The organism is Yoonia litorea, assembly GCF_900114675.1.
In the GTDB taxonomy this organism is placed as follows: Bacteria; Pseudomonadota; Alphaproteobacteria; order Rhodobacterales; family Rhodobacteraceae; genus Yoonia; species Yoonia litorea.
Map to the genome: position 1 here is coordinate 119055 of NZ_FOZM01000002.1, position 25318 is coordinate 144372.

Consider the following 25318-nt stretch of genomic DNA (forward strand, 5'->3'; position numbering starts at 1 on the left):
AGACTTATGAAGAAATTTCAAATACCAACAATGCGCCCGCGTCCAGTCTTATTGGTATCAGCCAGTCGGCGCTCGCCCCTTCGACAAGCTGCTGCGCGAACCCTTCACCATACTGCGACGTCTCACACAGGATAAGGTGGGTCGCATTGGTCTGCATGACCCAGTCCCGCATTTCGGCTTCGTTCAGGCGAAACGGCGTATATCCATTCGCAAATGCATCGGGGCTTCGGTGATATGGACCAGACACCGTCTTGTGCTTCGTCGCAAAGAGGATTGCAGGACCAAGATTGAGAGACCCGATGAAGATGCTTGGCTCCAGCGCATCCAGTGCAGCCAGATCCTCAGCCACGCGACAATCAGTATCAAGGCGGCCAGCCGTGCTTGGGCTGTTGGCGAAGACCGTCTGGTTCAGAGCGTCGCGCAGCAAGACTGGAGCTATGACCAGCACACCGACGAGCAGCAGGATACCCGCGTCACGCAACGACCGATTGCGCAAATAGCGCTGTAGAAGAGCCGCCATCCCGCACCCGACAAGCAATGGAACGGCCGGCGCGCTCATCAACACCAGTCTAACCTGCGAAAACGATGCAACAAACCCAACAATCGCCAGAAGGATTAGGATACCCAGACTGTCGCGCTCAACACGCGCGGAGCGTCTTGCGAAGAGCATGCCGCCCATGAGAATGGCGCCAACGACCGGTGCAACGATCTGGAAATAGAGTGCGGGGTTGAAAGCTGCAAAGGACAATCCCGGGCGCGCTTCCGTAATTCCGGTCGCGATAATCCGGCGCACATCATCTGGCAAAGCGCCATAGGGCCCCGCCAGGCATGGTCCCAGTAGCGGCCATGCTATCGCGCAGCCAACAAGAACAGTGCCGAGCCCAATCGCCCACCGCAAGGCGATACGCTCCTTTGCAATGGCAATTGGCAAGACACTTGCGACAAACGCAATCAGGGTTAGCGAAACAACGGGTGCGCCGAGTTGATCGCAGACTGGTCGTGTCAGGTCCGACGGTGCGGTCTGTCCAATCCAGAACAAAACACTTCCGAAAAAGAGCCCACCACTGAACCCCGTCAGGATACGATCAGCTTGCTGAAATCGAACCAAGTTTGCGCGAATAAACAGCAGCAATCCCAATGCCAGAATGAAAAGCAGCGTCTCCAAGCCTATCGCCAGCGCAAAGGCTGCGATCAGGCCCGATAATGCTGCCGAGCGTTGCGGGTTTCGCGGCTGAATGACTAACAGCGTCAATGCGACAATGGCCACGATCTGCACGTTATGATGATCAATCTTCCCGGGTAGGAAGTAAAACTGCTGCGTGACCGGCCATGTCGTTGCCGTCAGAACGGCAAAACTGGCAGCAACCCCACCGAAAAGACGGTATGCACCACTGCCTACCACCGCCAATAGAACAAGTGAGAGGAAGACGGGCCAGATGATAACCGCCCACAACTCCGCCTCGGCGGCAGGCAGGAAATTTCCAAGCAACAGCATCATGCCGCCCAGAATGCCGTCGATGTACCGCGACCAATGCATGTTGACGCCGTCAGGCGGCATCAGTCGGTATTCGGTTGTATCGAACCAAGGCTGCCCTTCCAGCCAACTGCGCACCGTCACGAGACGCATCACGCTGTCATTGTCGAGCTTGAGCACATCACCATCCAGGAACCAGACAATCGCATAAGCTCTTGCAAGGATGAAAATGGCGCAGAAAATCATTGCGAGTGCAAAGACCACTTTCACCGATTTGCTGTCGCGACCACTGATTTTTGCTTCGTGAATCATCAATGCGGCGACTTTGCTTTTGGAGTGGGGAGCTTGTCGTCCTGCTGAGAGGCCCTGAATGCAAATTGTCTTGCGCCAACAAAGTTGACGATGGCGCCCAATGCCGAACCCAAAGCAAAACCGACCATGACATTCGCCGGATCAGTGCCAAAAACCGCGATCCAGAATGCGTAGACGACGTAGTTCGTAAGCCCGCCGACGACTTGCACGCCAAAGTAGCTACCAAGTTGTCGCAAATGACTGTCCGCGCGCGACGCTGAAAACGTCCAGACGCGATTACAATACCAGGTGACAAGTACAGCGCAGGGAAATGAGATTGCCCGCGCAAGATAGGGGTCGATCCCATTCTCGACAAAAAGCCAAAGCAGTCCGCCATCGACACAGAAACCCAGTGCGCCGACCACGCCAAACTTCGCAATCTGTTGAAACAGGCGGTCAGCCATCCCTCTATTCCGCTTTGACGGCTGGTAAGGCGAGATATGCCATCCGCTTCATCTCGCGCCGCCCGACTGTGACAGTATCCAAGATGAGAGCCGACATCAGCGACAGCACCGCGATGACCATCACAGCCGACGCAAGAATGGCCGTCGGAAAGCGCGGGACGAGGCCAGTCTCAGCAAATTCAAAAATCACCGGCAAGCCCAGCGCGATGGAAATGACGGCAAGCAAGACCGAAAGCCCGCCAAACAGCATCAATGGGCGCTCTTCCTTTACCAGAAGCAGGATCATCGTCAGGATTCTGATCCCGTCGCGGATTGTGTTCAACTTGCTGTCCGATCCAGGCAGGCGATCTAAGTATGCTGTCTCTTCATCTGCAATAGGCATACGCAATTCAAGCGCGTGAACTGTCAGCTCGGTTTCAATCTCGAACCCGCGCGACAAGGCCGGGAAGCTTTTGACGAAGCGGCGCGAGAAGACACGATAACCTGACAGCATGTCCTTGGTGCGATTTCCGAAGATACGGCCCACGAGACTGGTCAGCATCCAGTTTCCAAACCGATGGCCCGGCCGGTAGGCATCGCGGATTTCCGTGACACGGCACCCGTTCACCATATCGAGGGTCTCGGACTTGAGCCGTTCAATGAGGCGCGGGGCGGCTGCGGCCTCATAGGTGTTGTCACCATCGACCATTACATAAATATCGGCCTCAACATCTGCGAACATCCGACGGACGACGTTGCCTTTGCCTTGCTGGGTTTCGACCCTGACAATTGCCCCCGCATCGCGCGCCACATCAGCCGTGCCATCTGTCGAATTGTTATCGTAGACGTAGATTTTCGCATCAGGCAAAGCTTCACGGAAGTCGGCAACGACTTGCCCGATTGCGACTGCTTCGTTGTAGCAAGGGATCAATACTGCAACTTTTGGCTGCTCCATGCCCCAACTGCCTCTCTGTTTTTCATTTTTGCGTAACTTTGAACCGCACGCGGCAATCAAACAAGCCGTTGCGCCGCTTTTAGGGTCGTTTTGTGGCACGGTGATGCATTTCCGGTGACGCACCGTTGCCGAGCGGAACAAACCGCTTGATAGTAAGGTATGACCGACGCTCTTCTCCGTGCCATTGATCAACGCCGTGATGACCTTATCGGTCTCACACAGGATCTGATCCGCATCCCGACACTGAACCCGCCGGGGCAGGACTACAGGCTGATCTGCGAATTCTTGGACAATCGGCTACGAAAGTCAGCCTTTGAAACCGAATTCATCCGCGCGCACGGCACGCCGGGTGATAGTGACCGATACCCCCGCTGGAACATCGTTGCGCGGCGAGAAGGCTCCCGGTCGGGCGATTGTGTGCATTTCAACAGCCATACCGATGTCGTCGAGGTTGGTCACGGCTGGACCCAAGACCCCTTTGGCGGTGCGTTGATTGACGGAAAAATCTACGGGCGTGGCGCATGCGACATGAAAGGCGGGTTGGCGGCGTCTATCATCGCCGCCGAAGCCTTCATCGCGACCTATCCCGCATTTGCTGGCGCGATCGAAATCAGCGGGACAGCTGACGAGGAATCAGGCGGATACGGTGGCGTGGCCTACCTTGCCGAGCAAGGCTACTTCGATCCGGCACGCGTGCAGCATGTGATTATTCCTGAACCGCTCAACAAAGATCGCGTGTGTTTGGGGCATCGAGGCGGCTGGTGGGCTGAGATAGAGACCTTCGGCGAAATCGCTCATGGCTCGATGCCGTTCCTCGGTGACTGCGCGGTGCGGCATATGGGGGCTGTGCTTGAGGCATTTGAAGAAAAGCTCTACCCCGCAATGGCCGCGAGGACGACAGAAATGCCCGTGGTGCCCGAAGGCGCGCGGTCGTCAACGATGAATATCAACTCCATCCACGGCGGTCAGCCGGAACAGGACGCCGACTACACCGGCCTGCCCGCGCATTGTGTGCCAGATAGCTGCCGGATCATGATCGATCGACGGTTTCTGGCGGAAGAAAACATCGATGACGTCCGTGGCGAGGTCCGCGCCCTTCTCGACGATATCAAAGCCAAGCGCGACCGTTTCGACTATGACCTGCGCGAAGTGAACGTGGTCCTGCCCAGTATGACCGACCGAGAGGCGCCGGTGGTCCAGACAGTCGCCGCCGAGATCGAACGTGTTCTCGGCAAACCCGCCGAATTCGTGGCTTCACCGGGAACCTATGACCAAAAACACATCGACCGGATCGGGAAGCTGAAGAACTGCATCGCCTACGGGCCGGGGATACTCGAGCTGGCCCACAAGCCAGATGAATACGTCGGGGTCGACGATATGCTGGACAGCGCCAAGGTTATGGCGGGGGCGTTGCGGCGGGTTTTGACTGGCTCGACGGAATAACAGTTTAGGTCTCGGACGCGCGTATGCGGCCTATTGATCGCTACCGTGCTGTACCCAAAGGGCGCCCCTCTTCCAGAACACCTACGCTTAGAAATTAGCGCTAAGTCCGTTTTTCTGGTAGGGTGAAGCCAAAGCCTGTGCCGAACTCCAGGGAGGGACAAGTGCTCAAATTTGATGCAGAGGTCACTCGTCTTCTGGACAATGCCTACCAAGGGGCGGACCTTACCCGACGAAGACAGGCCTCCTTTGACGTGCTCCAACCAAGTCCGGGAGAGACAATTCTGGATATTGGCTGTGGCAATGGATTGCTGACTGCGGAATTGGCCCGTGCAGTTGGACAAAGTGGTTCGGTGATCGGCATCGACCCCAGTGAGGATATGCGCACGGTTGGTGTCTTACGGTGCAAAGACTATCCTTGGGTCAAATTTCTTGATGGCTTCGCGAACGAAATGCCGGTTGAGGATGCTGTAGCTGACAAGGCCGTTTCGGTTCAGACCTTTGAGTATATCGAGGATATCGAAAGTGCAGTTACGGACGCCATGCGCTGCCTTAAACCGAAGGGTCGTCTGGTCATCAGCGATTTGCACTTTGGGAGTTTCATTTGGTTCAGCGACAATCCAGAGCGAATGGCAACGCTCATTGCATCATGGGACCAGCACTTTGTTGCAGGCGATCTTCCTGCGCGCCTTCCGGGGATCATCAGGAGCCTCGGTCACCACATTGATGCTGTCAATCCTGTCACACTGACAGACCATATTCTCAAACCCGATGGTATTGCGATCATGATGATGCACCTGATGCGACAATACGCGATAACGAATGAGCATGTGGCGGTTGAAGTCGCAGATGCGTGGTTCGACGAACAGATCAGTCTGGCAAAGGAGGGTCGGTTCTTTTTCTCGATTACGCAGTTTGTTGTGTCGGCAAGAAAATCTGGATGATCAGGTGTGCCAGTTAGCTGACGCTGTGACATTCAGCGCGAGTTAGTGGTCCGTCCTGAAATTATCCTCTGCCGCCCCTCAGACCCCGATATTGTCGATCAGACGCACACCTGCCAGCCACGCGGCGGCAAACAGGCGCGCATCCTCGCTGGCGGTATCCAAGAGCCCCAGATCACGGCCGGCGCGCAGTTCCAGATAATCGACCTTGTTGAAACCCGCCGCGAGGATCCGCGCTTCGGCTTCGGGTCCGATCTCGGACATTCTGCCACCCGCCCGCAGCGCATCGCGCACATCGTTCATCACCTCGGCCAGCACGGGTGCCTTGATCCGCGATCTGTCCGACAAAAGCAGGTTGCGCGATGACATCGCCAGCCCGTCTTCCTCGCGGATGGTCGGGCACCCGATGACTTCAATCTCGATATCCAGATCGGCGGCCATCCGGCGCACGATTTGCAGCTGTTGAAAGTCCTTTTCGCCAAAAAACGCGAAATCCGCACTGGTCTGCAAAAAGAGCTTTGAAACAACAGTGGCCACGCCGTCGAAGTGCCCCGGCCTGCTTTCCCCACAGAGCATATCGGTCAAGCCAGAGACCGAAACGGTCGTCGCGAACCCCTCTGGATAAATCTGATCCGGGTCGGGGACATAGATCAGATCAATTCCGATGGATTTCAGCTTGCGGGCATCTTCCTGCTCTGTGCGGGGATAATTCTCAAGATCTTTGGGATCATTGAACTGCTTGGGGTTAACGAAGATCGTGACGATGACGCGATCGCATTTGGCGCGTGCCGCGCGCACCAGTGACAGATGCCCCTCATGCAAAGCGCCCATCGTTGGCACCACACCAATTGTTTCGCCAGCCTTGCGCCAGACTTTTGTTTCTGCACGCAGCTCAGGCAGCGTCCGAACAATCGGAGCAATCATTTCTTAACCTCGTCTGCAAAGACATGTTCGTCACCCGGGAAGCTACGTTCGCGCACTTCTGCCGCATAGGCGGCGATTGCATCCTCTGCGCCTTGTCCCAATTCGGCGTAACGTTTGACAAACTTGGCTTTAAACGCGGTAAAGAGGCCCAGCATATCATCAACGACAAGGATTTGTCCGTCGCACCCGGCGCTGGCCCCGATACCAATCGTGGGGATCGGTATGTCGGCTGTGATCTGATCCGCTAGGTTTTGGGGGACTTTTTCCAGCACGACCGAGAACGCGCCTGCCTCAGCTACAGCCGTTGCGTCAGCCACAAGAGCATTACGCTGCGCACCACGCCCCTGCACCTTGTAGCCGCCAAGCGTGTTGATCGATTGCGGCGTCAGACCAATATGCGCCATGACGGGAATGCCGCGCCGGACGAGAAATGCAATTGTTTCGGCCATCGCCACGCCACCTTCCAGCTTCACTGCACCTGCATGCGTTTCAGCCATCAGGCGGGCAGCATTGCGGAAGGCTTGCTCGGGGCTTTCCTCATAGGATCCGAAGGGCATGTCGATCACCATCATCGCGGTTGATAGCCCGCGCGCAACAGCCTGACCGTGCATGATCATCATTTCCATCGTCACACCCAGCGTCGACGGCAGACCATGCAGCACCATCCCGACGCTGTCGCCAACAAGCACAAAGTCGCAATGCGCGTCCATCATCTGGGCCATCGGTGTGGTATAGGCCGTCAGGCTGACCAGCGGCGTCCCGCCTTTTGCAGCGCGGATATCATCAGGCATCGGCGCCCGTTTCTTGGCGGTAGCACTCATGGTCGTTCCCCTTTGGCTACTGTGGCAATAGCAGCGAAAATGCGTCCTTTCCAGCATGAAGGCATTGATCTGAAACAACGTTGCGGCAAATCGGACGCGCCAAAGATGCTAGGCGCGCGCCTCTTTAATGCTCAGGCAGCCAGCATCAAAGCAGCCTTCGCGGCCTCTTGCCCCTTGATCACAAAGTGGTCTTTGTAGATCGCCTTATGATGTTCGGTTTCCTGAAAATGGTGCGGCGTCAGGCTGACGGAAAGCACCGGAACGTTGGTGTCGAGGCCAACACGCATCAAACCATCAACAACAGCGCTGGCAACAAAGTCATGGCGATAAATCCCGCCATCGACGACCAAGGCTGCGCAGGCAATCGCCGCGTACTCGCCTGTCTTGGCCAACCGTTGTGCCATCAATGGCATCTCGAATGCACCCGGCACATCAAAAACACTGACTTGCGCTTTGGGAATTTCAGTCAGGAACCCATCAAGTGTGCGATCGACGATCTCGCCATGCCAACCGGCCTTGATGAATGCAAATTGGGGAAGTGTCATAGTGATCTCCTTTTGGTTCGACACGTCACCCCAAGGCATCACACGCCACATCCCGCAGCCCTTGCCACGTGATCCGACGCATTCTCTTTCATCCGGACTATCACCGTCGGCTCAGGCATCGCACCTGATCTGCTGACCCTATCGCTTCATGCAAAAGGCGCTCGCGGGCTCGTGGTTCCCCACATACCGCCGGTGGGGAATTTCACCCCGCCCTGAGAATGCGTCCTCTGTGCCAGCGCAGGCGCTGAGCCGCAACAAGAAACCCGTTGCGGTGCACGCCCTCTGCTCTAGGCTTGCCGCATCAAAAGGGGGATCTGGCATGAGACTGCAGGGCAAGCGCGCAATCGTCACAGGGGGTGGCTCCGGCTTTGGTGCAGGTATTGCCCGGAAATTTGCTGCAGAGGGTGCGACAGTCATCGTCGTCGACATCAATTTGCAGGCAGCAAAGGACATTGCCTCAGAGATCGGTGGCACGGCGCATGTGTGTGACATCGGCGATGGCGGCTCTGTCAATGCCCTGGCCAAGACTGTTCTCGGCGAAGGTCCGCTCGATATTCTGGTGAACAACGCCGGAACCACGCATCTGCCAACAGCGATGGAAGATGTCTCAGAGGCCGACTTTGATCGTGTCCATAATGTGAACATGAAGTCCGTCTATCTGACGGCCAGAGCCTTCGTTCCGCATTTCAAATCGCGCAAGAACGGCGTGATCCTGAACGTCGCCTCGACCGCAGGCGTGTCTCCTCGACCTCGGCTGAACTGGTACAACGCGTCAAAAGGCTGGGTGATCACGGCGACCAAAGCCATGGCCGTCGAACTCGCGCCAGACGGCGTGAGGGTCAATGCCATCAATCCGGTCGCTGGTGAAACGCCACTGCTGAAGTCCTTTATGGGCGAGGACACACCTGAGGTACGGGCCAAGTTTCTGTCAACGATCCCGATAGGGCGTTTCTCCACGCCAGAGGATATGGGGAACGCGGCCTGTTTCTTGTGCTCTGATGAAGCCAGTATGATCACAGGCGTCGCGATGGAGGTTGACGGTGGCCGCTGCATCTAGACCCGGTCCCCTCAACCTCATCACCGATATTGCAGGTCTGCGCGTCGGTAACGCCGAAGATCATGTCATCAAGACAGGGACAACGGTCCTTGTTGGCGACGCGCCTTTCACCGCAAGTGTACACGTCATGGGCGGTGCACCGGGAACCAAGGAAACCGACCTTCTCGCCCCAGACAAGACAGTCACACAGATCGATGCGATTGTACTTTCTGGCGGCTCGGCCTTTGGCCTTGATGCCTGTTCCGGGGTCATGGACGGATTGCGGGAGATGGGGCGTGGTTTCCCAGTTGGAATTATGCGCGTGCCGATTGTGCCAGGCGCTATTGTTTTCGACCTCATTAACGGTGGCAACAAGAATTGGACTGAAAACCCCTATCGCGGGCTAGGTCGTCAGGCGCTGGATAAAGCTGGCGTTGCGTTCAAAATCGGCACTTCGGGTGCGGGAACAGGTGCCATGGCCGCAATGCAAAAGGGAGGCCTGGGATCTGCCTCGGTCGTAATGGCAGACGGAACTACCGTTGGCGCATTGGTTGTGGTCAATAGCCTTGGCAGCGTCACCACAAAAGGCGATCGGCACTTCTGGGCGGCACCATTTGAAATTGGTGCTGAGTTTGGCAGCGCAGGGATCGACCCACACCCGATGGCCCCCGAAACACCCAGCCGCAAAGCACAAGCGATGATGATGCAGGCAAATGCCATCTCCAACACGACAATCGCCATTATCGCAACCGATGCGCCACTGAGTAAAACACAATGTCACAGGCTCGCCGTAACGGCGCATGACGGCATGGCGCGGGCAATCATTCCCGCACATACACCATTGGATGGCGATCTGGTCTTTGGCGTCTCAACAACCAACAATGGAGAGACAGATGCGGCGCAGTTTACGGAGATTTCAAATGCTGCCGCCATCTGTCTTTCCCGGGCCATTGCGCGTGGCGTTTACGCCGCCTCACCGACCGACGACGATCTCATCGAGACATATCAGCGGATGAACAGGGGCTAGATCATTACGCTTCGATGCGCGGCCTCAGTCAAATTTGCCGTCATAGTGGATCGGAATATCCTCACCCATCGCGACCAGCGCACCGAGCCTGCCAAGTTCGTCTGCACATTTCGCGCCTGCGCCGTTGCCAGCGGTCAATGCCATGATCCTATTCGTCTGATGATAGATGAAAGGGTTGCCGTGCGGCGAAAACGACGTCGCGCAGCTTCCATAGCTTATCGACTTATACGCCAGATCAGGCATCAAACCCAGCAGCGTCTCAGCGATGAAGCGCCCCGCAGTCGGGTCGCCACTGGATTGAAACCAAGCCTTCATGTCGTTCACCGTCACCAGTTCACGGTCAATCGGATCGCCGCCAATCTTGATGTAAGTCTTTCCATCAGGATACCGCACAGGGGGTAAAATGTAGGGATCAGTTCCTCCGCCCGGGGGAACATAGACCACCGAGGGCATTCGGAACAAACGCGCAGCCTCAGCTTCGTCCAGCTCAAAAAAGGCAATCGTTCTGGCATAAACCTTCATTGGCAGCGGCTCTGGCAATAGCCCCACTGCCTTTGAAAAAGGGCCGCAGGCGACAACCGCCTTGCCAGCTGTCACGTGCACACCATCCGCACAGATTGCCGTGACCATTCCGCCTTCGTCTTTCAGCTGTCTGACTTCGGCACGGATCAAGGAAACGCCAAGAGCCTCGGCGGCCGCAATCTCAGCCGTGATATGCGCACGTGGATCAATCCACCCGGCGTTCTCCGCTTCGTAAAGCGCCAGTATCCCCTTTGGAAACGCAAACTCTGGAAACCGCGCAGCCAGCACGTCGGCCCTGAGCGGTTCGTATGCAACGCCATCCTTGTCAGCATTTGCCTGCGCATTGCGAATGAAGTCCGATCCCGCCCCGTGTTCCGGCCCCGCAATTATCGCGCCTGTTGGACGAAAGAACCGCTCGCCTCCGAGGTTTTCGATTTCGGAATAGCGCTGGATGGCCGCCTGACTAAATCTGGACCAGTTCCGCCGCGTATCGATCTGCCGGGTGATCCGGGCTGCATCATAGTGGCTTGCAAAGACGCCCTGATGGCTTGCTTTGTCGGCTGGCTCTGCCGGTCCGATAAGCGCCACTTTCGCCCCCATCACGGCCAGATGGCGGGCGGCTGCGCTTCCCATTAATCCAGCCCCGACTACAATGACGTCATAAGTCGTCACGGCAAAGCCCCCGCTTTGTCACGATCCCCATGCGCCGGAACATCTGCAGCAACCCCAGCCCACCCCGTTGGAACAGGGCTGTCCAGGAGTTGCTGTTCATCGCCTCTGAAATTCTTTCGGCGCATTCGCAGTGCTTTCCATCATCGCCGCCCGCTGCAGCGACCTCAGGCTATGCCAACGCGAAAGCGCGTCAAGGCTGCTTTGCCGCATCTTCGCGAGCGGAACTGAGCCGGACCAGACCGCGTTAATTGCAAAAGAAAGGATTTATGATGAGCTATACGCTAACACTGCAAGATATCGCGCAGGTCACACCTGACACCTATCAGCTGACCTTCAACCGCCCCGAAGACTTCACTTTCGAGGCAGGCCAAGCCACAGAACTCGCAATCCAGAAAGACGGGATCAGGGATGAAGGTCGCCCTTTTACCATGACTTCCCGCCCCAACGACCCGCATCTGGAGTTCGTGATCAAATCCTATCCGGACCATGACGGCGTCACCGCAAAAGTGCCCGATCTTGCCATGACCGATCAGGTCATCGCGTCAGAACCATTCGGAGCAATCACCGACCATGGCACAGGCGTCTTCATTGCCGGCGGTGCAGGCGTGACACCTTTCGTCTCAATTCTGCGGACACAGCAACAAAAAGGCGAAGGCACGTCCAAGCTGATCTTTGCCAACAAAACGCCTGAAGATATCATTCTGAAGGAAACATGGCAGTCGATGGCGAACGTCGACGAAACCTTTGTCGTCTCCGAAGGCGACGTTCCAGAAGCACGCCAAGGCCAGGTTAACAAAGCAATGTTGGAAGAGCTGGTCGCGGATAAAGAGCAGCCGTTTTACATTTGCGGCCCCGGCGAAATGGTCAACGATGTGCGCGACGCCTTGAAAGACATGGGTGTGAAGAAAGAAAACATCATTACCGAAGAAGGCTGGTAAATGAGAAAAGGACCGCAACTTGCGGTCCTTTTGCTTTAGTGATTGCGTAGCGCTTCGATCAGCTCGTCCTTGTCCATGTCAGAGCGTCCTTCTATGTCGAGCTCCTGTGCCCGCTCATAAAGGTCATCCTTGGTCCAGTCCTCATAGGACTTTGCCTTGCCACCTTTCTTTGATGGATCTTGATCATCGCTTGCTTGGGCGTTTGCGATGCGGGCGGCTTTTTCTTTTGAGGCCCCATCTTCGCGTAGGGCCTCATAGGTTTCGTCATCCTTGATGGATGGACCGTGATCTTTCGTCATTGTGTGTCTCCTTTGGAAAGTAGAACCACTGACGAAGCGATCGCGTTCCCTCAACCCTACCAGTCGAAGGCGTCAACTTCGACACGCTTACCCAGTGTCATAGCGTCGGCCACATGCAGCATCGGGCGGACGTCCACCTCTGAGGCCCCACCAGCGACAAGCTCCGCCATTCGCGCGTAAAGTGCCGGGTATTCTGCGCCCGGCCCTGCGATCACTTCGGCCCCGTCAATCACCAACCGCGCGCCACCGTCATGCAAATTCAGCGTGCCGCCGTTTGTCTCGACAGTAATGTCCCAGCTCTGCGGGCCTTCCTGCCGCCAGTCGAAATCGCCCGTGACACCTTCAGTCCATGTCAGATGTGCGGCAATCGGTGTATCACGATTGGCAGGAAAAAGCAGGTCAGCCGACCGCAGATGGACCGGTATCGGCAGGATCTCGGTCATGATCGAGAGTGCGTTGATGCCCGGATCGAACACGCCCATGCCGCCCGGATCAAAGACCCAATCCTGACCCGGATGCCAGCGACGCACGTCCTCTTTCCAGTTGATATGCGCAGAGGTGACCTTTTTGTCCTCCAGCCAAGCCTTTGCGGGGGCCACGCCCTCGGCCATGCGGCTATGCCATGTAGTATAAATCGTGACGCAAGCGGCCTTGGCCATCGCCTCAAGTGCAGCCACCTCGGACAAGGTTGCCCCCGGCGGCTTTTCAAGCATCACATGACGACCTGCGGCAATCGCGCGTGCGGCATAATCGTAGCGCGGCACCGGCGGCAGGCAGAGCGATATGGTGTCGATATCACTCCGCTCATCCAGCATCAGGTCGAAATCGGTATAGGCCTGCACCCCGTCAACCGTCCCGGCGCGGCTGACGGTCGCGGCCAGTTCCCAATCGGCACTGGCTTTGATCGATGGTACATGCTGATCAACGGCGATCTTGCCGATCCCCACAAGGCAGATCTTGCGTGGCATCAGTGTGCTTCCTTGCCCACAGCGTTGCCGCGATGACCCACAAGGAAATCAAAGTCCGCGCCTGTATCCGCACCCATCACGCGGTCATGGTAGAGCATCGCATAGCCGCTCTCGGGACGCGGGTTCGCACCGGACTTCTCGGCAGTCCATTCGGCCAGACGCGCGGCGAGTTCCTCGTCCGAGATATCCAGATGCAGTTTGCGGGCCTCTACATCCAGTTCGATCATATCGCCATTGCGCACCACAGCCAGCGGCCCTCCGCGCGCGGCCTCTGGCGAGGTATGCAGAACCACAGTGCCGAAGGCCGTCCCCGACATGCGCGCATCGGAGATGCGCACCATATCGGTGATGCCCTTCTTCAGGATCTTCGGCGGCAGGCCCATATTACCCACCTCAGCCATGCCCGGATACCCGCGGGGCCCGCAGTTTTTCAGGACCATGACGCAGGTTTCATCAATATCGAGATCGTCATCGTTGATGCGGGCCTTGTAGTCGTCGATATCCTCGAACACGACGGCACGGCCACGGTGCTTCATCAGTTCAGGCGTCGCTGCCGAGGGCTTCAACACCGCGCCACCGGGGGCAAGGTTGCCGCGCAGCACAGCAATACCGCCCGACTTGGTCAGCGCCTTTTCAATCGGCAGGATCACATCCTCGTTCCAGTTCTGGACGTCCTTGACCTCATCCCAGATCGACCCGCCAGAGACGGTGAGGGCATCCTTGTGCAACAGCCCCGCCTCGCCCAGACGTTTGATGACGACGGGCAGACCGCCTGCATAAAAGAATTCTTCCATCAGATATTTGCCCGACGGCATCAGGTTTAGGATCGTCGGCACATCGCGCCCCAGACGATCCCAATCATCAAGCGTGAGTTTCACATTCTCCGTCCGGCCCGCCATTGCCAGCAAGTGGATCACCGCATTGGTCGAACCACCAATGGCCGCATTCGTGCGGATCGCGTTCTCGAAAGCCTCCTTCGTCATCACGTCCGATGGCTTCAGATCATCCTTGACCATCTGCACGATGCGACGACCGGTGATATGCGCCATCACACGGCGGCGGCTGTCCACAGCAGGGATCGCGGCGTTACCGGACAGCGCCATGCCAAGCGCCTCGGCCATACTCGCCATGGTGCTAGCCGTGCCCATCGTGTTGCATGAACCGGGGGAACGGGACATTGACGCCTCGGCCTCGACGAATTCTTCAGCCGTCATCTCGCCTGCGCGCACGGCTTCAGAGAACTTCCACAGATGTGTGCCTGACCCCACGCGCTCACCACGGAAATGACCGTTCAGCATCGGCCCACCAGAGACCACAATCGCAGGCAAATCGACCGAAGCAGCCCCCATCAAAAGCGCAGGCGTGGTCTTGTCACAGCCCGCCAGCAAGACAACACCATCCATCGACTTGCCACGGATCGCCTCTTCCACGTCCATGGCGCAGAGGTTACGGAACATCATGGCCGTAGGGCGCAGGCTGCTCTCAGCAGGCGAAAAGACAGGAAACTCCACCGGAAAGCCGCCTGCCTCGTAAACGCCGAACTTCACCCGCTCTGCCAGATCGCGCAAATGCGCATTGCAGGGGGTCAGCTCCGACCATGTGTTGCAGATGCCGATCACGGGACGGCCATCCAGCAAATCCGCGGGCAGGCCCTGATTTTTCATCCACGAGCGGTGATAGATCGCGTCCTTCGACGACCCCCCGAACCATTCCTGAGAACGCAACTTACGGGGCCATTTGGCAGGCTTGAATGCCATTTTGATCTTCCTTTGCGGTGGTGATAGCGCCATCATTACCCCGCCCGGTATGCAAATCCAAGGAGCGACGATGAACCAGCACGCACAAAACATCACCCATTGGGACGCGCGCATTGACATGGCTGCGGCCTTCCGCTGGACAGCGCGCCTGAACATGCATGAGGGCGTTGCCAATCACTTCAGCTTTGCCATCAACGAGGATGGCACACGCTTCCTGATGAACCCCAACCAGATGCATTTTGCGCGGATCAAAGCCAGCGACCTGATCGAGGTGGATGCCAATGACCCTGAAACGCTGACCGGTCCAAACGCCCCCGACCCGACCGCTTGGGGCCTGCATGGCGGCATTCACCGCCACGTTCCGCATGCGCGCTGTGCGATGCATGTGCATTCAATCCACGCCACGGTGTTGGCGTCCCTCAAGGACAGCCGCCTGCCTCCCATCGACCAGAATTGTGCGACCTTTTTCAATCGCTATGTCATTGACGAAGGCTACGGCGGACTCGCCTTTGAAGAAGAAGGTGAGCGCTGCGCCGCCCTCTTTGATGATCCAAAAAAGCGCGTGATGATCATGGGCAACCACGGTGTTCTGGTCATCGGCGAAACCGTGGCCGAGACTTTCAACCGGATGTACTACTTTGAGCGCGCTGCCGAGACTTACATTCGCGCGCTACAAACTGGTCAGGAATTACGGGTCCTGCCTGATGAGATCGCCGAAAAGACCGCACGGGAACTGGAAGACTACCCCGAACAAGACGTGCGGCATCTGGCCGAGCTCAAAGCCATCCTCGACGCAGAAAAGTCAGATTATGCGCACTAGGACTTGGTGAAAATCACGAGGCGGGCAATGTCGTTGCGATGCACCTCGTCAGCGCGATCATCATAGATGCGTACATCGCGGAACTGTAAGGCACTGATTTGTGCGCCGAGATCCTCGAACACCGCCTCAAACCCGCCTGTCGCATAGTGCGCCTGATTGACCGACAGGACGAACACTGCGCCAGTTGCTGCAACATCAATCAGGTTATGGATCGCCGATGGTCCCACATGTCCCAGCGTAAAGGTTCCGGCGCTCACGACCCCATTGTAGGGAGCATCCCGAAGATCAAGCGGCTCTGTCACATCACACACAACCAGATGCCGATAGATGCCTTTCATAGCCGCCATATCAAGCATCTCTTGAGACAGGTCGATCCCGTCGATTGGTTCGGTGTTCATCACCCGTAGCACTTCGCCGACAAGCCCGGTACCCGCACCCACATCCAGAACCGGGCCTTCACCGCCCGCGCCGACAAAGGCAGCCGCCACTTCGCGTGGCAGTTGGTACCCTTGGGATTCACCAAATCCGACATCATAGCTGTGCGACCACTGCCGGTAGAGGTCCTTGATCTCATCCGGGGATGTCAACGCATAGGCAGAATCAACATCGGGCAGCTTAGCCATAGACAAACGCTAGCATAGGCTTGCGCTTTCACAAGCGATTTGGCACGACCGGCAGCATGACCAAGACACTGATTTCTTTCGGGCACGGCTATTCAGCCCGCGCCCTCGCGCGACTTCTCTTGCCGCAGGATTGGCGGGTGATCGGAACGACCCGTTCCGAAGACAAAGCCCCCCGGCTGATGACTGAAGGGGTAGAGCCGCGCATCTGGCCCGGTGCGGATATGATACCGGCACTCAATGCGGCGACCCATCTTCTTATCTCGGCGGCACCCGACGACAATGGTGATCCCGTTCTCGCAGAACTGCGCGACGAGATCGCAGAACGTGCGGAACAGTTTGAATGGGTCGGCTATTTGTCGACCACAGGCGTCTATGGTGACCATGATGGCGATTGGGTCGACGAAAACACGCCGCTGACGCCAGCAACAAAACGCGGTGTCGCCAGACAAGCCGCAGAAAGCGCATGGGCCAGTATCCCCGGTCTGCCACTGCATATTTTCCGGCTGGCTGGCATCTATGGGCCAGGGCGTGGTCCGTTTTCAAAGGTGCGCAACGGGACTGCGCGGCGGATCATCAAGCAAGGACAGGTGTTCAGCCGCACCCATGTCGCTGACATCGCGCGAGTCTTGGCGGCGTCTATCGCACAACCCAATCCCGGTGCTGCTTATAACGTCTGTGATGATGACCCGGCCCCGCCAGAAGACGTGATCGCCTATGCCGCTGAGCTGCTCGGCGTCCCGGTGCCACCCGCCGAGGACTTTGAAACCGCCGACATGTCACCGATGGCGCGCAGCTTTTATGCCGAAAGCAAAAAAGTGCGAAACGATCGGATCAAGGACGAGTTGGGCGTGGAACTGCTGTATCCCGACTACAAATCCGGCCTTAAGGCGTTGCTGGCGCAGGAAATTGGCGTCTGACGGCCCATGCGATCGCGGCGTAAAACAACAACAAGACAAGCGCGGTGGCAAAATTTGTCACGTAAAAGACGGCGCGGTCCGAGAATTCAAGACTGTTGAGGAACGGGTAAGGCAGGCCGGACGTCACCGACCCTGCTGGTGTCGTGTTCAGCGGTTGGAAAACCAACTCTGCCAAAGCCAGATAGGTCGCGATTACGCCCAAAAGCCAGCCAAGCGCCGGCATGAGCCTGCGGTAGCTGCGGTGCACAAAGATTGTATCAATCACCTGTAACAGTGGCCCGACAAGGTGCATGTAGATTTCAAGATGCCAGGCCGCCAACTGGCCATCACGCGTCACTGATGTCGGATCAGCAAAGTAAAGACGCCAGTAAAGGATCACGACCATCGTATTGATGACGGCCGTCATCGAAACAAACCCGTCCCAGCGTTTGTCGCTTCGTCCCTCTTCAAGCGCCATCATGCGGCTGAAGGCGAAAAATGAAAAGAACAACGCCCAGACCGTGAGAAAGCGGAAGGGTCCGCCGAATGACTCCCACCCGCTGAAAACCAAGGTACGCACGCAATACCCTGCGGCCAACAGGAAGGCGGTCCAGCGAAAGATCAGACGGGGATTGAGGTTCATGATTTGCTCACTTTCTGCACAAACCATGCAAAACACAATCCATCTGCGTCCAGACTGACCTTGCGTCCCGCTCCGCGCTTGTAGGTCAGCAAATTGCAGGCCATATGACACGCATTCCAGACGGTAGACATCCAATGACCTTACGCGAAAAGACAACCGCCTTTATCGAAACCAACCAGGTGCGCAACTTCATCGTTGCGGTCATTGTGTTTAACGCGGTTATCCTCGGGATGGAGACCTCTGACCGGCTGATGAGCACGGCTGGTCCACTTATCCTGCTACTGGACCGGATTTGCCTTGGCATTTTCGTGGTCGAACTTCTGTTGAAGCTCTTTGCCTACCGCGGGCGGTTCTTCCGGTCCGGCTGGAACATCTTTGATTTCGTCATCGTCGGCGTGTCGCTTATTCCTGGCAATGGCGGGCTCTCTGTATTGCGGGCATTGCGCATCCTGCGCGTCTTGCGTGTGATCTCTGTGGTGCCTTCGCTGCGCCGCGTGGTCGAAGGTTTCGTGACAGCCCTGCCAGGCATGGGATCGGTATTCCTGTTGATGGGGATCGTGTTCTATATCGGCGCCGTGATGGCCACCAAGCTCTTTGGTGACGCCTTTCCCGAGTGGTTCGGCACGCTGGGGCGGTCTGGATATTCCCTCTTCCAGATCATGACGCTGGAAAGCTGGTCGATGGGCATCGTTCGCCCCGTGATGGAAGTCTACCCCTACGCCTGGGTGTTCTTTGTCCCATTCATCATGGTCACGACCTTTGCGGTGGTGAACCTGCTGGTCGGTCTGATCGTGAACTCGATGCAAGACGCCCATGCCGAAGAAACCAATGCAGCAACCGACAGCTACCGTGACGAGGTGCTGGCAAAGCTGGCCGCGATCGAGAAAAAACTCGAAGAGCGGGGCTAGCCACCCCGCGCAGCGCGGAACTGCACTTTCCTGATCGTCCTGACGACACCTTCCTCGATTTCTTTCAGGATCTTGAGGTAGTCCGCGCGCCTGTAGGTCGGCATATGCGCATTCGACAGAATTGACATCGCAGCGTTCGCCTCGAACAGGACGAACTGATCGGCCTCTGACCAGCCCAGATCAATGCCGAAAAAGTCCAGGCCGATCCGCGTTCTGATCTCGCTGACGACAGACTTGAAGGTTTCGCTTTTCTGCAGCTCTTCGTGCAACGCAAATTCGCGATCGACGATTGCATCGGTCCGATCCATCGCATGAACCAGCCAGTTGTCCGAAATCAGCACATGGCGGATAAAGATCCGGTCACCGGCGCAGACAGCCCTGATCTTGAGGTATTCACCCTCTGGCGTGGCGAAATCAACAAACTGCGTCATATGAAGCGTGTGCCCGCCCCAAGGAATGCTGTGAACCTTGTCCCAATCAGCGCTGTTGTCGATCCGCACCAGATGCACCCCGGATTGGGTCGCGATCGGGCGCACCAGCACGGGATATGACAGACCGCTTTCTTCAAAGGTCCGCACGAAGTCGTCAGGCATCTTTGGCGTAAAACGGACACAGCGCGGCGTCGTCAGGTTCGGGATATCCTGCAACAATGCCGCGACCTTATCACGGCGCGAATTCATCACGGCATCGGGATGGTTAAAGACCGGCGCGCCAGTCTTTGAGAGGATATGTTTCAGATAGGTCATCGCCCGACTGTACTCATCGGCATCCGCGCAGAAGTTGATAAACCATGGCTGTTTGGGCAGCGAAACCTTTGTGCCATCCTTGATCGGAAACCAAAGTGTCTCTGCCGTTTCGCCAATCAGCTTTTCAATCCGCGGGGTCGGGATAAAGCAATTGGGAAAGCCCAGATTGAGCTTGTTCTGCGCATTCACCATGACAGAGGCTTGCCCGCTATCCGGTACAGCCCGATAGAAGATTCCGGTTTTCTTTGCCATCGTCCTCGCCCTTTAAAATGCGGGCGGAGATACGCGCAGATTACGCCCGCTTCTCCATGACCGCGACGCCCAATACATCCAGCACTTTTGCTTCAATATGCTCGGCGTTCATGCCTGCAATATCATACATCGCCTTAGGGCTTGCCTGATCAATAAATGTATCGGGCAGAACCATCGACCTGAACTTCAAGCCGGTGTCAAAGACACCTTCGTCCGCCAACAGTTGGGCCACATGCGATCCAAAGCCGCCGATAGCACCCTCTTCGACGGTGATAAGCGCCTCATGCGATCTCGCCAGATCCAAGATCATGTCCCGGTCGAGCGGCTTTGCGAAACGCGCATCGGCAAGTGTTGGCGCGATGCCCTTAGCCGCCAATGCTTCGCAGGCTTTCTCGGCCTCTTGCAAGCGTGTCCCGAATGACAGGATCGCAACCCGCGCACCCTCACGGATCATGCGACCCTTGCCGATTTCCAATGTTTCCGGATTCTCGGGCATCTCGACCCCGACACCCTCACCACGTGGAAAGCGGAAGGCGATCGGCCCTTCGTCATGGGCGGCGGCTGTTGCCACCATGCGCACTAGTTCTGCCTCGTCGGCAGCCGCCATCACGACGAAACCGGGCAGATTGGCCAGATAGGCCACATCGAATGATCCCGCATGTGTAGCCCCGTCCGCCCCGACCAGTCCGGCGCGATCAATCGCAAACCGGACAGGCAGGCGTTGGATGGCCACATCGTGCACAACCTGATCGTAGCCGCGCTGCAGGAATGTCGAATAAAGCGCACAAAACGGGCGCATCCCGCCGGCAGCAAGGCCAGCACTGAACGTCACCGCGTGCTGTTCAGCAATGCCCACGTCAAAGCAGCGGCTGGTATAGCGTTCCATAAAGCGCGAAAGGCCTGTGCCGTCCGGCATCGCCGCCGTTACCGCGCAGATCTTGCTGTCATCAGCGGCGAGCTTGCACAGCGTATCGGAAAAGACCGAAGTGTAGCTTGGCGCGTTACTCGGAGCTTTCTTTTGCTTGCCTGTGACCACATCGAATTTAGCCGTGGCATGACCCTTGTCATCGGCAAACTCGGCAGGGGCATAGCCCTTACCCTTTTTGGTGATGGCATGGATCAGGATCGGGCCGTCAGCGCGCGCCTTGACGGTACGCAAAACCGACAGAAGCTGCTCCATATCATGGCCGTCAATGGGCCCCAGATAGGAAAATCCCAGTTCCTCGAACAAGGTGCCGCCGACTGTCATATGCTTGAGCACATCTTTCGCACGTTTGGCCCCTTCGCGGAAAGGCTCAGGCAAGAGCGAGACCGCGCCTTTCGCGGCGGCTTTGAATTCCTGAAACGGCTCGCCTGCATAAAGACGCGACAGATAGGACGACATCGCGCCCGTTGGCGGGGCAATCGACATTTCGTTGTCATTGAGGATGACAATCATCCGTTTGCCCAGATGACCGGCATTGTTCATCGCCTCATAGGCCATGCCTGCCGACATGGACCCGTCACCGATAATGGCAATCGCGTCACCACCTTCGCCACCCAGATCGCGGGCAACGGCAAAGCCCAAGGCTGCAGAAATCGACGTGCTCGAATGCGCGGCACCAAACGGATCATATGGGCTTTCGGAGCGTTTCGTGAAACCCGACAATCCGCCTTCCTGGCGCAAGGTACGAATACGGTCACGGCGACCTGTCAAAATCTTGTGCGGGTAGCACTGGTGGGACACATCCCAGATGATCTTGTCCTTGGGCGCATCGAAAACAGCATGCAAGGCCACAGTCATCTCGACCACGCCGAGACCGGCCCCCAAATGCCCGCCCGTTTCCGACACTGCCGAAATCGTCTCGGCCCGCAATTCATCAGCAAGCTGGCGCAACTCGCGGTCCGTCAGCCCCTTCATGTCGGATGGGGTCTGCACCCGATCCAGAACGGGAGTGTGCGGTCGGTCTGACATGACGAGCCTTCCTAATGCGTGCGCGCAATGACGAACCGCGCGGCTTCTTTCAGCGTTTCGGCGTCTTCGCCGTAAGGAGATAGCGCGTCGCAGGCATCATCAACCAGTTGGCTTGCGCGTCGCTTTGCCCCATCGAGGCCTAATAGGGAAACAAACGTCGCTTTACCAGCCGCCGCGTCCTTGCCAACAGCTTTGCCCACGACAGCGGCATCGCCTGTTTCATCCAGAATGTCGTCGGCAATCTGGAATGCCAGACCCAAAGCCTCGCCGTAGATTGTCAGCGGCTCGCGTTCGGCCTCTGCCATGCGCGGCCCCACAAGCGCCGACCATGTGATCAAAGCACCGGTCTTGCCCGCCTGCAAAGCCATGATCTGATCCAGATCGAGCGGCACAGCGGCTGACTCGGCTGCAATATCCGCAGCCTGACCACCGACCATTCCGCGTACTCCCGCGGCATGGGCCAAGGACACCACAAGGTTCATCTTGGCCCGCGGCGAGCATTCGGCCTGCACGAGCAGCTCAAATGCTAGCGCCTGCAAACCATCGCCGGCCAGAACGGCAGTCGCTTCATCCCATTTGCGGTGCACGGTCGGCTGACCGCGGCGCGTGTCGTCGTCATCCATGCAAGGCATATCATCGTGGACCAGCGAATAGGCATGGATGCATTCGATCGCAGCAGCAGCACCGGCCGCCTTGGCTGGATTGATGTCATGCAGGCGGGCGCTTTCAAGCGCGAGGAACGCGCGGAGCGCCTTGCCGCCTTTGACCGCATAGAGCATCGCCTCTGGCACGGCACCATCCAGCGCACTCAGCGCAAATCCGATCCGCGCCTGCGCGACCTCACCGGCATGCGCCAGCGCGTCCGTCAACGGACGGCGCTCCAGCGCGGCAAGACGAAGGCCGGTGTCAGCCATCCAGAGGAGCCGTCTTCTCTGGTGCGCCATCGGCACCCAAGGTGATCTTGGCGACCTTTTCCTCGGCCTCCTTAAGCTTGGCTTCGCAGCGGGCCTTCAGGGCCGCGCCACGTTCGTAAAGCGCGATGCTTTCATCCAGCGCCACATCGCCACGCTCCAGCTGACCAACAACTTTCTCAAGCTCCTTGATCGCGTCTTCAAAGCTCATCCCGTCAATATCGCTCATCGGCCTCTTTCCTCCAGAACACGGACATGGGCGGCAGCGGACGCGCCCAACGCGGGCAAGTCATAGCCCCCTTCAAGACTGGAAACCACCCGTCCGGCACAGTGTTTGTCCGCCAAATCACAGAGTTTCTCGGTGACCCACGCGAAATCGTCCACCTCAAGTTCCATCCCCGCCAAAGGGTCATCCTTATGGGCATCGAACCCTGCCGAGATGATGATAAGCTCCGGCTTGAAGGCATCCACACGCGGCAACACCTGCGCCTCGTAGGCTGCACGGAATCCGGCTGATCCCGTTCCGCCGGGCAAAGGCACGTTCAGGATATTGCCGCTACCGGTCTCATGCACGGCCCCGGTCCCGGGATAAAGCGGTGACTGATGTGATGAGCAGAACAGAATGCGCGGATCATCCTCGACCAGATCCTGTGTGCCATTGCCGTGATGGACATCAAAATCCACGATGGCCACGCGCGACAATCCGTGATGGTCCAGCGCATGACGCGCGGCCACAACGACATTGCCGAAGAAACAAAATCCCATCGCCGTCTCTCGCTCGGCATGGTGTCCGGGGGGACGCACGGCAGCAAAGGCGTTCTGCGCCTCGCCCCCCAATACAAGATCAACCGCACGCACAGCACCGCCTGCCGCGCGATAGGCCGCAGCCAATGTGCCTGCTGACATATGGGTGTCAGCATCCAAAGAGCGCCACCCCTCTGTGGGGGCCGCAGCACGGACGGCATCAATATGACGCTTGGGGTGCGCCCGCAGCAAATCATCATCGGCTGCCAGTGGCGCCTTGACCCGCTTGAGATCAAATCCCTCAAGCGCACCCAACACCGCGTCAAGACGCGCCACCTGTTCTGGATGCCCCGGAGGCGTTACATGCCCGTAGCAATCTTCATGTGTTATCAAAGCTGTTGTCATACCGACAACAGACCCAATTCGGCGGGCAACTACAAGCTGCTCGTGTTCTAAAAATGCCTTTGGCGCGGACGCCTATTCGGGCGACAACATATATCCCGCACCGCGCACAGTCTGCAGATAGCGCGGCTGTTTGGGGTCCACCTCGATCTTGCGACGCAGTCTGGTGATCTGCACATCCACCGCGCGTTCCTGCGTTTGGCCGCCTGACCGGCTGAGCTCTTCGACCAAACGTGTGCGCGTCACCGCTTCGCCAGGACACCCCGAGAAGATACGCATAAGCTGGCTTTCCGTCGCTGTGAGGCGGACAAGCTGATCGCCATTCCACATCTCGCCGCGCTCAATATCGTAACGCACCGGCCCGAGATTCAGGACTTTGGGCAGAACAACTGCAGGCTCTGCCGCCGGAACACGGCGCAGGATCGCATTGATCCGCAACAACAGTTCTTTTGGCTCAAATGGTTTTGCAAGGTAGTCGTCCGCCCCCGCCTCAAGCCCCGTAATACGGTCGTCAGTTCCGCCCTTTGCGGTCAGGAGCATGATGGGTGTGGTCATTTTTTGGCGGAGATCACGACAGAGCGCCATGCCGTCTTCGCCGGGCATCATCACGTCAAGCACGATCAGATCAAACTCCAGCCCTGACAGAATACGACGAGCATGGGCCGCATCCCGCGCGGTCGAGACCAGAAAACCGGAGCGGATCAGGAACTTCTGCAACAACCCTCTGATGCGCTCGTCATCATCGACAATCAACAGGTGGGCGTCGTCGCTATTCATTCACTTCGGTCCTTCATCGCCTTATAATGCTGGCGCGTCTCGTCATCCATCATCGCTTCAAGCACCTGCCGGAAACCGGCAACCGCCTCTGGACCGGCGGCACGATAAGCCGCACGCATCCGGTCACGCTGGGCGTCCGACAACTCGCGCTCAAGGGCCGCACCCGCATCAGTCAGGTGCAAATGCCGCTCGCGCTTGTCACGGGTGCCAACGGTGCTTGCTACCAAACCGTCTTCGATCAAAGTCCGCAAGACACGATTGAGCGACTGTTTTGTAACGCCCAGAATAGACAGAAGATTATTGACCGTTGTGCCGGGGCTGCGGTTGATGAAATGGATCGCCCGATGGTGCGCACGACCGTAGGATTTCTCGGCCAGAATGCGGTCGGGGTCCGCAGTGAACCCGCGATAGGCAAAGAACATCGCCTCGATCCCCTTGCGCAACTGCTCATCTGTCAGAAAAAGCAGGCTCTGCCCCATCTGCGGTGGCAATCCCTGATTCATGCCTGTCCTCCCTCAAACTGACGCAAGAATACGTCAGCTTTGTTGACATTCCAAGAATCAACTGTTAGCGATCGGCAGAAACTACG

Annotated in this window: 27 protein-coding genes and 1 riboswitch; of the genes, 8 read left to right on the top strand and 19 right to left on the bottom strand. The window is 57.6% G+C overall.

Annotated elements, in window-relative coordinates; all coding sequences use genetic code 11:
• Positions 1–4 precede the first annotated feature (4 nt).
• Genes BM316_RS10800 through BM316_RS10810 form a run of 3 tightly spaced genes read right to left on the bottom strand, consistent with a single transcriptional unit; the run spans position 5 to position 3163 of the window.
• Positions 5–1786, bottom strand: a complete 1782-nt coding sequence (locus BM316_RS10800; RefSeq protein ID WP_090208215.1) for a hypothetical protein — start codon at positions 1784–1786, stop codon at positions 5–7.
• Positions 1786–2229 carry a GtrA family protein gene (locus BM316_RS10805; protein WP_090208217.1) on the bottom strand — a complete coding sequence of 148 codons (444 nt, stop codon included), beginning with the start codon at positions 2227–2229 and terminating at the stop codon, positions 1786–1788. Before BM316_RS10805 ends, BM316_RS10800 begins: the two co-directional genes overlap by 1 nt.
• A 4-nt stretch (positions 2230–2233) precedes the next feature.
• Positions 2234–3163 (bottom strand): glycosyltransferase family 2 protein, encoded by a 930-nt coding sequence (locus BM316_RS10810; protein WP_090208220.1) that lies wholly within the window; start codon positions 3161–3163, stop codon positions 2234–2236.
• A 159-nt stretch (positions 3164–3322) separates the two neighbouring features.
• Here BM316_RS10810 and BM316_RS10815 point away from each other — a divergent pair, with 159 nt between their 5' ends.
• Positions 3323–4606 (top strand): acetylornithine deacetylase/succinyl-diaminopimelate desuccinylase family protein, encoded by a 1284-nt coding sequence (locus tag BM316_RS10815; RefSeq protein ID WP_090208222.1) that lies wholly within the window; start codon positions 3323–3325, stop codon positions 4604–4606.
• Positions 4607–4767: 161 nt separating this feature from the next.
• Positions 4768–5547, top strand: a complete 780-nt coding sequence (locus BM316_RS10820) for a methyltransferase domain-containing protein (protein ID WP_165606583.1) — start codon at positions 4768–4770, stop codon at positions 5545–5547.
• Between the two features lie 78 nt (positions 5548–5625).
• On the opposite strand, the gene panC is transcribed toward BM316_RS10820, so the two are convergent.
• From panC to BM316_RS10835, 3 genes are all read right to left on the bottom strand, one after another.
• The gene (panC, locus tag BM316_RS10825) at positions 5626–6468 is read right to left on the bottom strand and encodes a pantoate--beta-alanine ligase (RefSeq protein ID WP_090208229.1); all 843 of its coding nucleotides are present in this window, start codon (positions 6466–6468) and stop codon (positions 5626–5628) included.
• Complete coding sequence (gene panB, locus BM316_RS10830; RefSeq protein ID WP_090208232.1) at positions 6465–7289, bottom strand: 3-methyl-2-oxobutanoate hydroxymethyltransferase; 825 nt, start codon at positions 7287–7289, stop codon at positions 6465–6467. The genes panC and panB overlap by 4 nt, the downstream gene beginning before the upstream one ends.
• Positions 7290–7420: 131 nt before the next feature.
• Positions 7421–7834, bottom strand: a complete 414-nt coding sequence (locus BM316_RS10835) for a 6,7-dimethyl-8-ribityllumazine synthase (RefSeq protein WP_090209378.1) — start codon at positions 7832–7834, stop codon at positions 7421–7423.
• A 76-nt stretch (positions 7835–7910) separates the two neighbouring features.
• Positions 7911–8058, bottom strand: a riboswitch (FMN riboswitch).
• A gap of 95 nt (positions 8059–8153) precedes the next feature.
• On the opposite strand from BM316_RS10835, the gene BM316_RS10840 reads away from it, so the two are divergent.
• Positions 8154–8891, top strand: a complete 738-nt coding sequence (locus BM316_RS10840) for a glucose 1-dehydrogenase (protein ID WP_090208234.1) — start codon at positions 8154–8156, stop codon at positions 8889–8891.
• Positions 8875–9897, top strand: a complete 1023-nt coding sequence (locus BM316_RS10845) for a P1 family peptidase (RefSeq protein WP_090208237.1) — start codon at positions 8875–8877, stop codon at positions 9895–9897. Before BM316_RS10840 ends, BM316_RS10845 begins: the two co-directional genes overlap by 17 nt.
• A gap of 24 nt (positions 9898–9921) precedes the next feature.
• Here the strand turns inward: BM316_RS10845 and BM316_RS10850 are convergent, their stop codons facing one another.
• Positions 9922–11091 (bottom strand): NAD(P)/FAD-dependent oxidoreductase, encoded by a 1170-nt coding sequence (locus BM316_RS10850; protein WP_131802571.1) that lies wholly within the window; start codon positions 11089–11091, stop codon positions 9922–9924.
• A 269-nt stretch (positions 11092–11360) separates the two neighbouring features.
• Here BM316_RS10850 and BM316_RS10855 point away from each other — a divergent pair, with 269 nt between their 5' ends.
• Entirely contained in the window at positions 11361–12029 is a 669-nt protein-coding gene (locus BM316_RS10855) for a ferredoxin reductase domain-containing protein (RefSeq protein WP_090209381.1), read from the top strand.
• A gap of 35 nt (positions 12030–12064) precedes the next feature.
• Here BM316_RS10855 and BM316_RS10860 read toward each other — a convergent pair whose 3' ends face one another.
• From BM316_RS10860 to araD, 3 genes are read right to left on the bottom strand one after another with little or no spacing between them, the layout of a single operon-like run.
• Positions 12065–12328, bottom strand: a complete 264-nt coding sequence (locus BM316_RS10860; protein WP_090208242.1) for a DUF7218 family protein — start codon at positions 12326–12328, stop codon at positions 12065–12067.
• A gap of 56 nt (positions 12329–12384) precedes the next feature.
• Positions 12385–13296, bottom strand: a complete 912-nt coding sequence (locus BM316_RS10865; protein ID WP_090208245.1) for a Gfo/Idh/MocA family protein — start codon at positions 13294–13296, stop codon at positions 12385–12387.
• The gene (gene araD / locus BM316_RS10870) at positions 13296–15053 is read right to left on the bottom strand and encodes an L-arabinonate dehydratase (RefSeq protein ID WP_090209384.1); all 1758 of its coding nucleotides are present in this window, start codon (positions 15051–15053) and stop codon (positions 13296–13298) included. The genes BM316_RS10865 and araD overlap by 1 nt, the downstream gene beginning before the upstream one ends.
• 70 nt (positions 15054–15123) lie before the next feature.
• On the opposite strand from araD, the gene BM316_RS10875 reads away from it, so the two are divergent.
• Entirely contained in the window at positions 15124–15873 is a 750-nt protein-coding gene (locus tag BM316_RS10875) for a class II aldolase and adducin N-terminal domain-containing protein (protein ID WP_090209387.1), read from the top strand.
• On the opposite strand, the gene BM316_RS10880 is transcribed toward BM316_RS10875, so the two are convergent.
• Positions 15870–16496: a class I SAM-dependent DNA methyltransferase gene (locus BM316_RS10880; protein WP_090208247.1), complete on the bottom strand. Its 627-nt coding sequence runs from the start codon at positions 16494–16496 to the stop codon at positions 15870–15872. The genes BM316_RS10875 and BM316_RS10880 overlap by 4 nt on opposite strands.
• 56 nt (positions 16497–16552) lie before the next feature.
• Here BM316_RS10880 and BM316_RS10885 point away from each other — a divergent pair, with 56 nt between their 5' ends.
• On the top strand, positions 16553–17413 hold the full coding sequence (locus tag BM316_RS10885) for an SDR family oxidoreductase (protein ID WP_090208250.1): 861 nt from the start codon (positions 16553–16555) through the stop codon (positions 17411–17413).
• Here the strand turns inward: BM316_RS10885 and BM316_RS10890 are convergent.
• Positions 17379–18035 carry an androgen-induced gene 1 family protein gene (locus tag BM316_RS10890; RefSeq protein WP_090209390.1) on the bottom strand — a complete coding sequence of 219 codons (657 nt, stop codon included), beginning with the start codon at positions 18033–18035 and terminating at the stop codon, positions 17379–17381. The two genes, BM316_RS10885 and BM316_RS10890, sit on opposite strands and share 35 nt — an antisense overlap.
• A 134-nt stretch (positions 18036–18169) precedes the next feature.
• Here BM316_RS10890 and BM316_RS10895 point away from each other — a divergent pair, with 134 nt between their 5' ends.
• Entirely contained in the window at positions 18170–18943 is a 774-nt protein-coding gene (locus BM316_RS10895) for an ion transporter (protein WP_090208253.1), read from the top strand.
• On the opposite strand, the gene BM316_RS10900 is transcribed toward BM316_RS10895, so the two are convergent.
• From BM316_RS10900 to BM316_RS10930, 7 genes are all read right to left on the bottom strand, one after another.
• On the bottom strand, positions 18940–19941 hold the full coding sequence (locus tag BM316_RS10900) for an ATP-grasp domain-containing protein (protein ID WP_090208257.1): 1002 nt from the start codon (positions 19939–19941) through the stop codon (positions 18940–18942). The genes BM316_RS10895 and BM316_RS10900 overlap by 4 nt on opposite strands.
• A 40-nt stretch (positions 19942–19981) precedes the next feature.
• A complete protein-coding gene (gene dxs / locus BM316_RS10905) occupies positions 19982–21895 on the bottom strand; it encodes a 1-deoxy-D-xylulose-5-phosphate synthase (RefSeq protein WP_090208259.1) in 1914 nt (637 codons plus the stop codon).
• Between the two features lie 11 nt (positions 21896–21906).
• Positions 21907–22809, bottom strand: a complete 903-nt coding sequence (locus tag BM316_RS10910) for a polyprenyl synthetase family protein (RefSeq protein ID WP_090208262.1) — start codon at positions 22807–22809, stop codon at positions 21907–21909.
• Positions 22802–23035, bottom strand: a complete 234-nt coding sequence (locus BM316_RS10915; RefSeq protein ID WP_090208264.1) for an exodeoxyribonuclease VII small subunit — start codon at positions 23033–23035, stop codon at positions 22802–22804. Before BM316_RS10915 ends, BM316_RS10910 begins: the two co-directional genes overlap by 8 nt.
• Positions 23032–23955 (bottom strand): histone deacetylase family protein, encoded by a 924-nt coding sequence (locus BM316_RS10920; protein ID WP_090208266.1) that lies wholly within the window; start codon positions 23953–23955, stop codon positions 23032–23034. Before BM316_RS10920 ends, BM316_RS10915 begins: the two co-directional genes overlap by 4 nt.
• 72 nt (positions 23956–24027) lie before the next feature.
• Entirely contained in the window at positions 24028–24729 is a 702-nt protein-coding gene (locus tag BM316_RS10925) for a response regulator (protein WP_090208269.1), read from the bottom strand.
• A complete protein-coding gene (locus BM316_RS10930) occupies positions 24726–25232 on the bottom strand; it encodes a MarR family winged helix-turn-helix transcriptional regulator (protein ID WP_090208272.1) in 507 nt (168 codons plus the stop codon). The genes BM316_RS10925 and BM316_RS10930 overlap by 4 nt, the downstream gene beginning before the upstream one ends.
• Positions 25233–25318 lie beyond the last annotated feature (86 nt).

Excerpts from the sequence above, each read along its gene's own strand:
- BM316_RS10895 (WP_090208253.1), top strand. The coding sequence starts at position 18,170 with ATGACCTTACGCGAAAAGACAACCGCCTTTATCGAAACCAACCAGGTG.
- BM316_RS10840 (WP_090208234.1), top strand. The coding sequence starts at position 8,154 with ATGAGACTGCAGGGCAAGCGCGCAATCGTCACAGGGGGTGGCTCCGGC.
- BM316_RS10875 (WP_090209387.1), top strand. The coding sequence starts at position 15,124 with ATGAACCAGCACGCACAAAACATCACCCATTGGGACGCGCGCATTGAC.
- BM316_RS10890 (WP_090209390.1), bottom strand. The coding sequence starts at position 18,035 with ATGAACCTCAATCCCCGTCTGATCTTTCGCTGGACCGCCTTCCTGTTG.
- BM316_RS10915 (WP_090208264.1), bottom strand. The coding sequence starts at position 23,035 with ATGAGCGATATTGACGGGATGAGCTTTGAAGACGCGATCAAGGAGCTT.
- BM316_RS10835 (WP_090209378.1), bottom strand. The coding sequence starts at position 7,834 with ATGACACTTCCCCAATTTGCATTCATCAAGGCCGGTTGGCATGGCGAG.
- panC (WP_090208229.1), bottom strand. The coding sequence starts at position 6,468 with ATGATTGCTCCGATTGTTCGGACGCTGCCTGAGCTGCGTGCAGAAACA.
- BM316_RS10800 (WP_090208215.1), bottom strand. The coding sequence starts at position 1,786 with ATGATTCACGAAGCAAAAATCAGTGGTCGCGACAGCAAATCGGTGAAA.
- BM316_RS10930 (WP_090208272.1), bottom strand. The coding sequence starts at position 25,232 with ATGAATCAGGGATTGCCACCGCAGATGGGGCAGAGCCTGCTTTTTCTG.
- BM316_RS10900 (WP_090208257.1), bottom strand. The coding sequence starts at position 19,941 with ATGGCAAAGAAAACCGGAATCTTCTATCGGGCTGTACCGGATAGCGGG.
- BM316_RS10810 (WP_090208220.1), bottom strand. The coding sequence starts at position 3,163 with ATGGAGCAGCCAAAAGTTGCAGTATTGATCCCTTGCTACAACGAAGCA.
- BM316_RS10815 (WP_090208222.1), top strand. The coding sequence starts at position 3,323 with ATGACCGACGCTCTTCTCCGTGCCATTGATCAACGCCGTGATGACCTT.
- panB (WP_090208232.1), bottom strand. The coding sequence starts at position 7,289 with ATGAGTGCTACCGCCAAGAAACGGGCGCCGATGCCTGATGATATCCGC.
- araD (WP_090209384.1), bottom strand. The coding sequence starts at position 15,053 with ATGGCATTCAAGCCTGCCAAATGGCCCCGTAAGTTGCGTTCTCAGGAA.
- BM316_RS10910 (WP_090208262.1), bottom strand. The coding sequence starts at position 22,809 with ATGGCTGACACCGGCCTTCGTCTTGCCGCGCTGGAGCGCCGTCCGTTG.
- BM316_RS10925 (WP_090208269.1), bottom strand. The coding sequence starts at position 24,729 with ATGAATAGCGACGACGCCCACCTGTTGATTGTCGATGATGACGAGCGC.
- dxs (WP_090208259.1), bottom strand. The coding sequence starts at position 21,895 with ATGTCAGACCGACCGCACACTCCCGTTCTGGATCGGGTGCAGACCCCA.
- BM316_RS10920 (WP_090208266.1), bottom strand. The coding sequence starts at position 23,955 with ATGACAACAGCTTTGATAACACATGAAGATTGCTACGGGCATGTAACG.
- BM316_RS10860 (WP_090208242.1), bottom strand. The coding sequence starts at position 12,328 with ATGACGAAAGATCACGGTCCATCCATCAAGGATGACGAAACCTATGAG.
- BM316_RS10885 (WP_090208250.1), top strand. The coding sequence starts at position 16,553 with ATGACCAAGACACTGATTTCTTTCGGGCACGGCTATTCAGCCCGCGCC.
- BM316_RS10805 (WP_090208217.1), bottom strand. The coding sequence starts at position 2,229 with ATGGCTGACCGCCTGTTTCAACAGATTGCGAAGTTTGGCGTGGTCGGC.
- BM316_RS10865 (WP_090208245.1), bottom strand. The coding sequence starts at position 13,296 with ATGCCACGCAAGATCTGCCTTGTGGGGATCGGCAAGATCGCCGTTGAT.
- BM316_RS10880 (WP_090208247.1), bottom strand. The coding sequence starts at position 16,496 with ATGGCTAAGCTGCCCGATGTTGATTCTGCCTATGCGTTGACATCCCCG.
- BM316_RS10855 (WP_090209381.1), top strand. The coding sequence starts at position 11,361 with ATGAGCTATACGCTAACACTGCAAGATATCGCGCAGGTCACACCTGAC.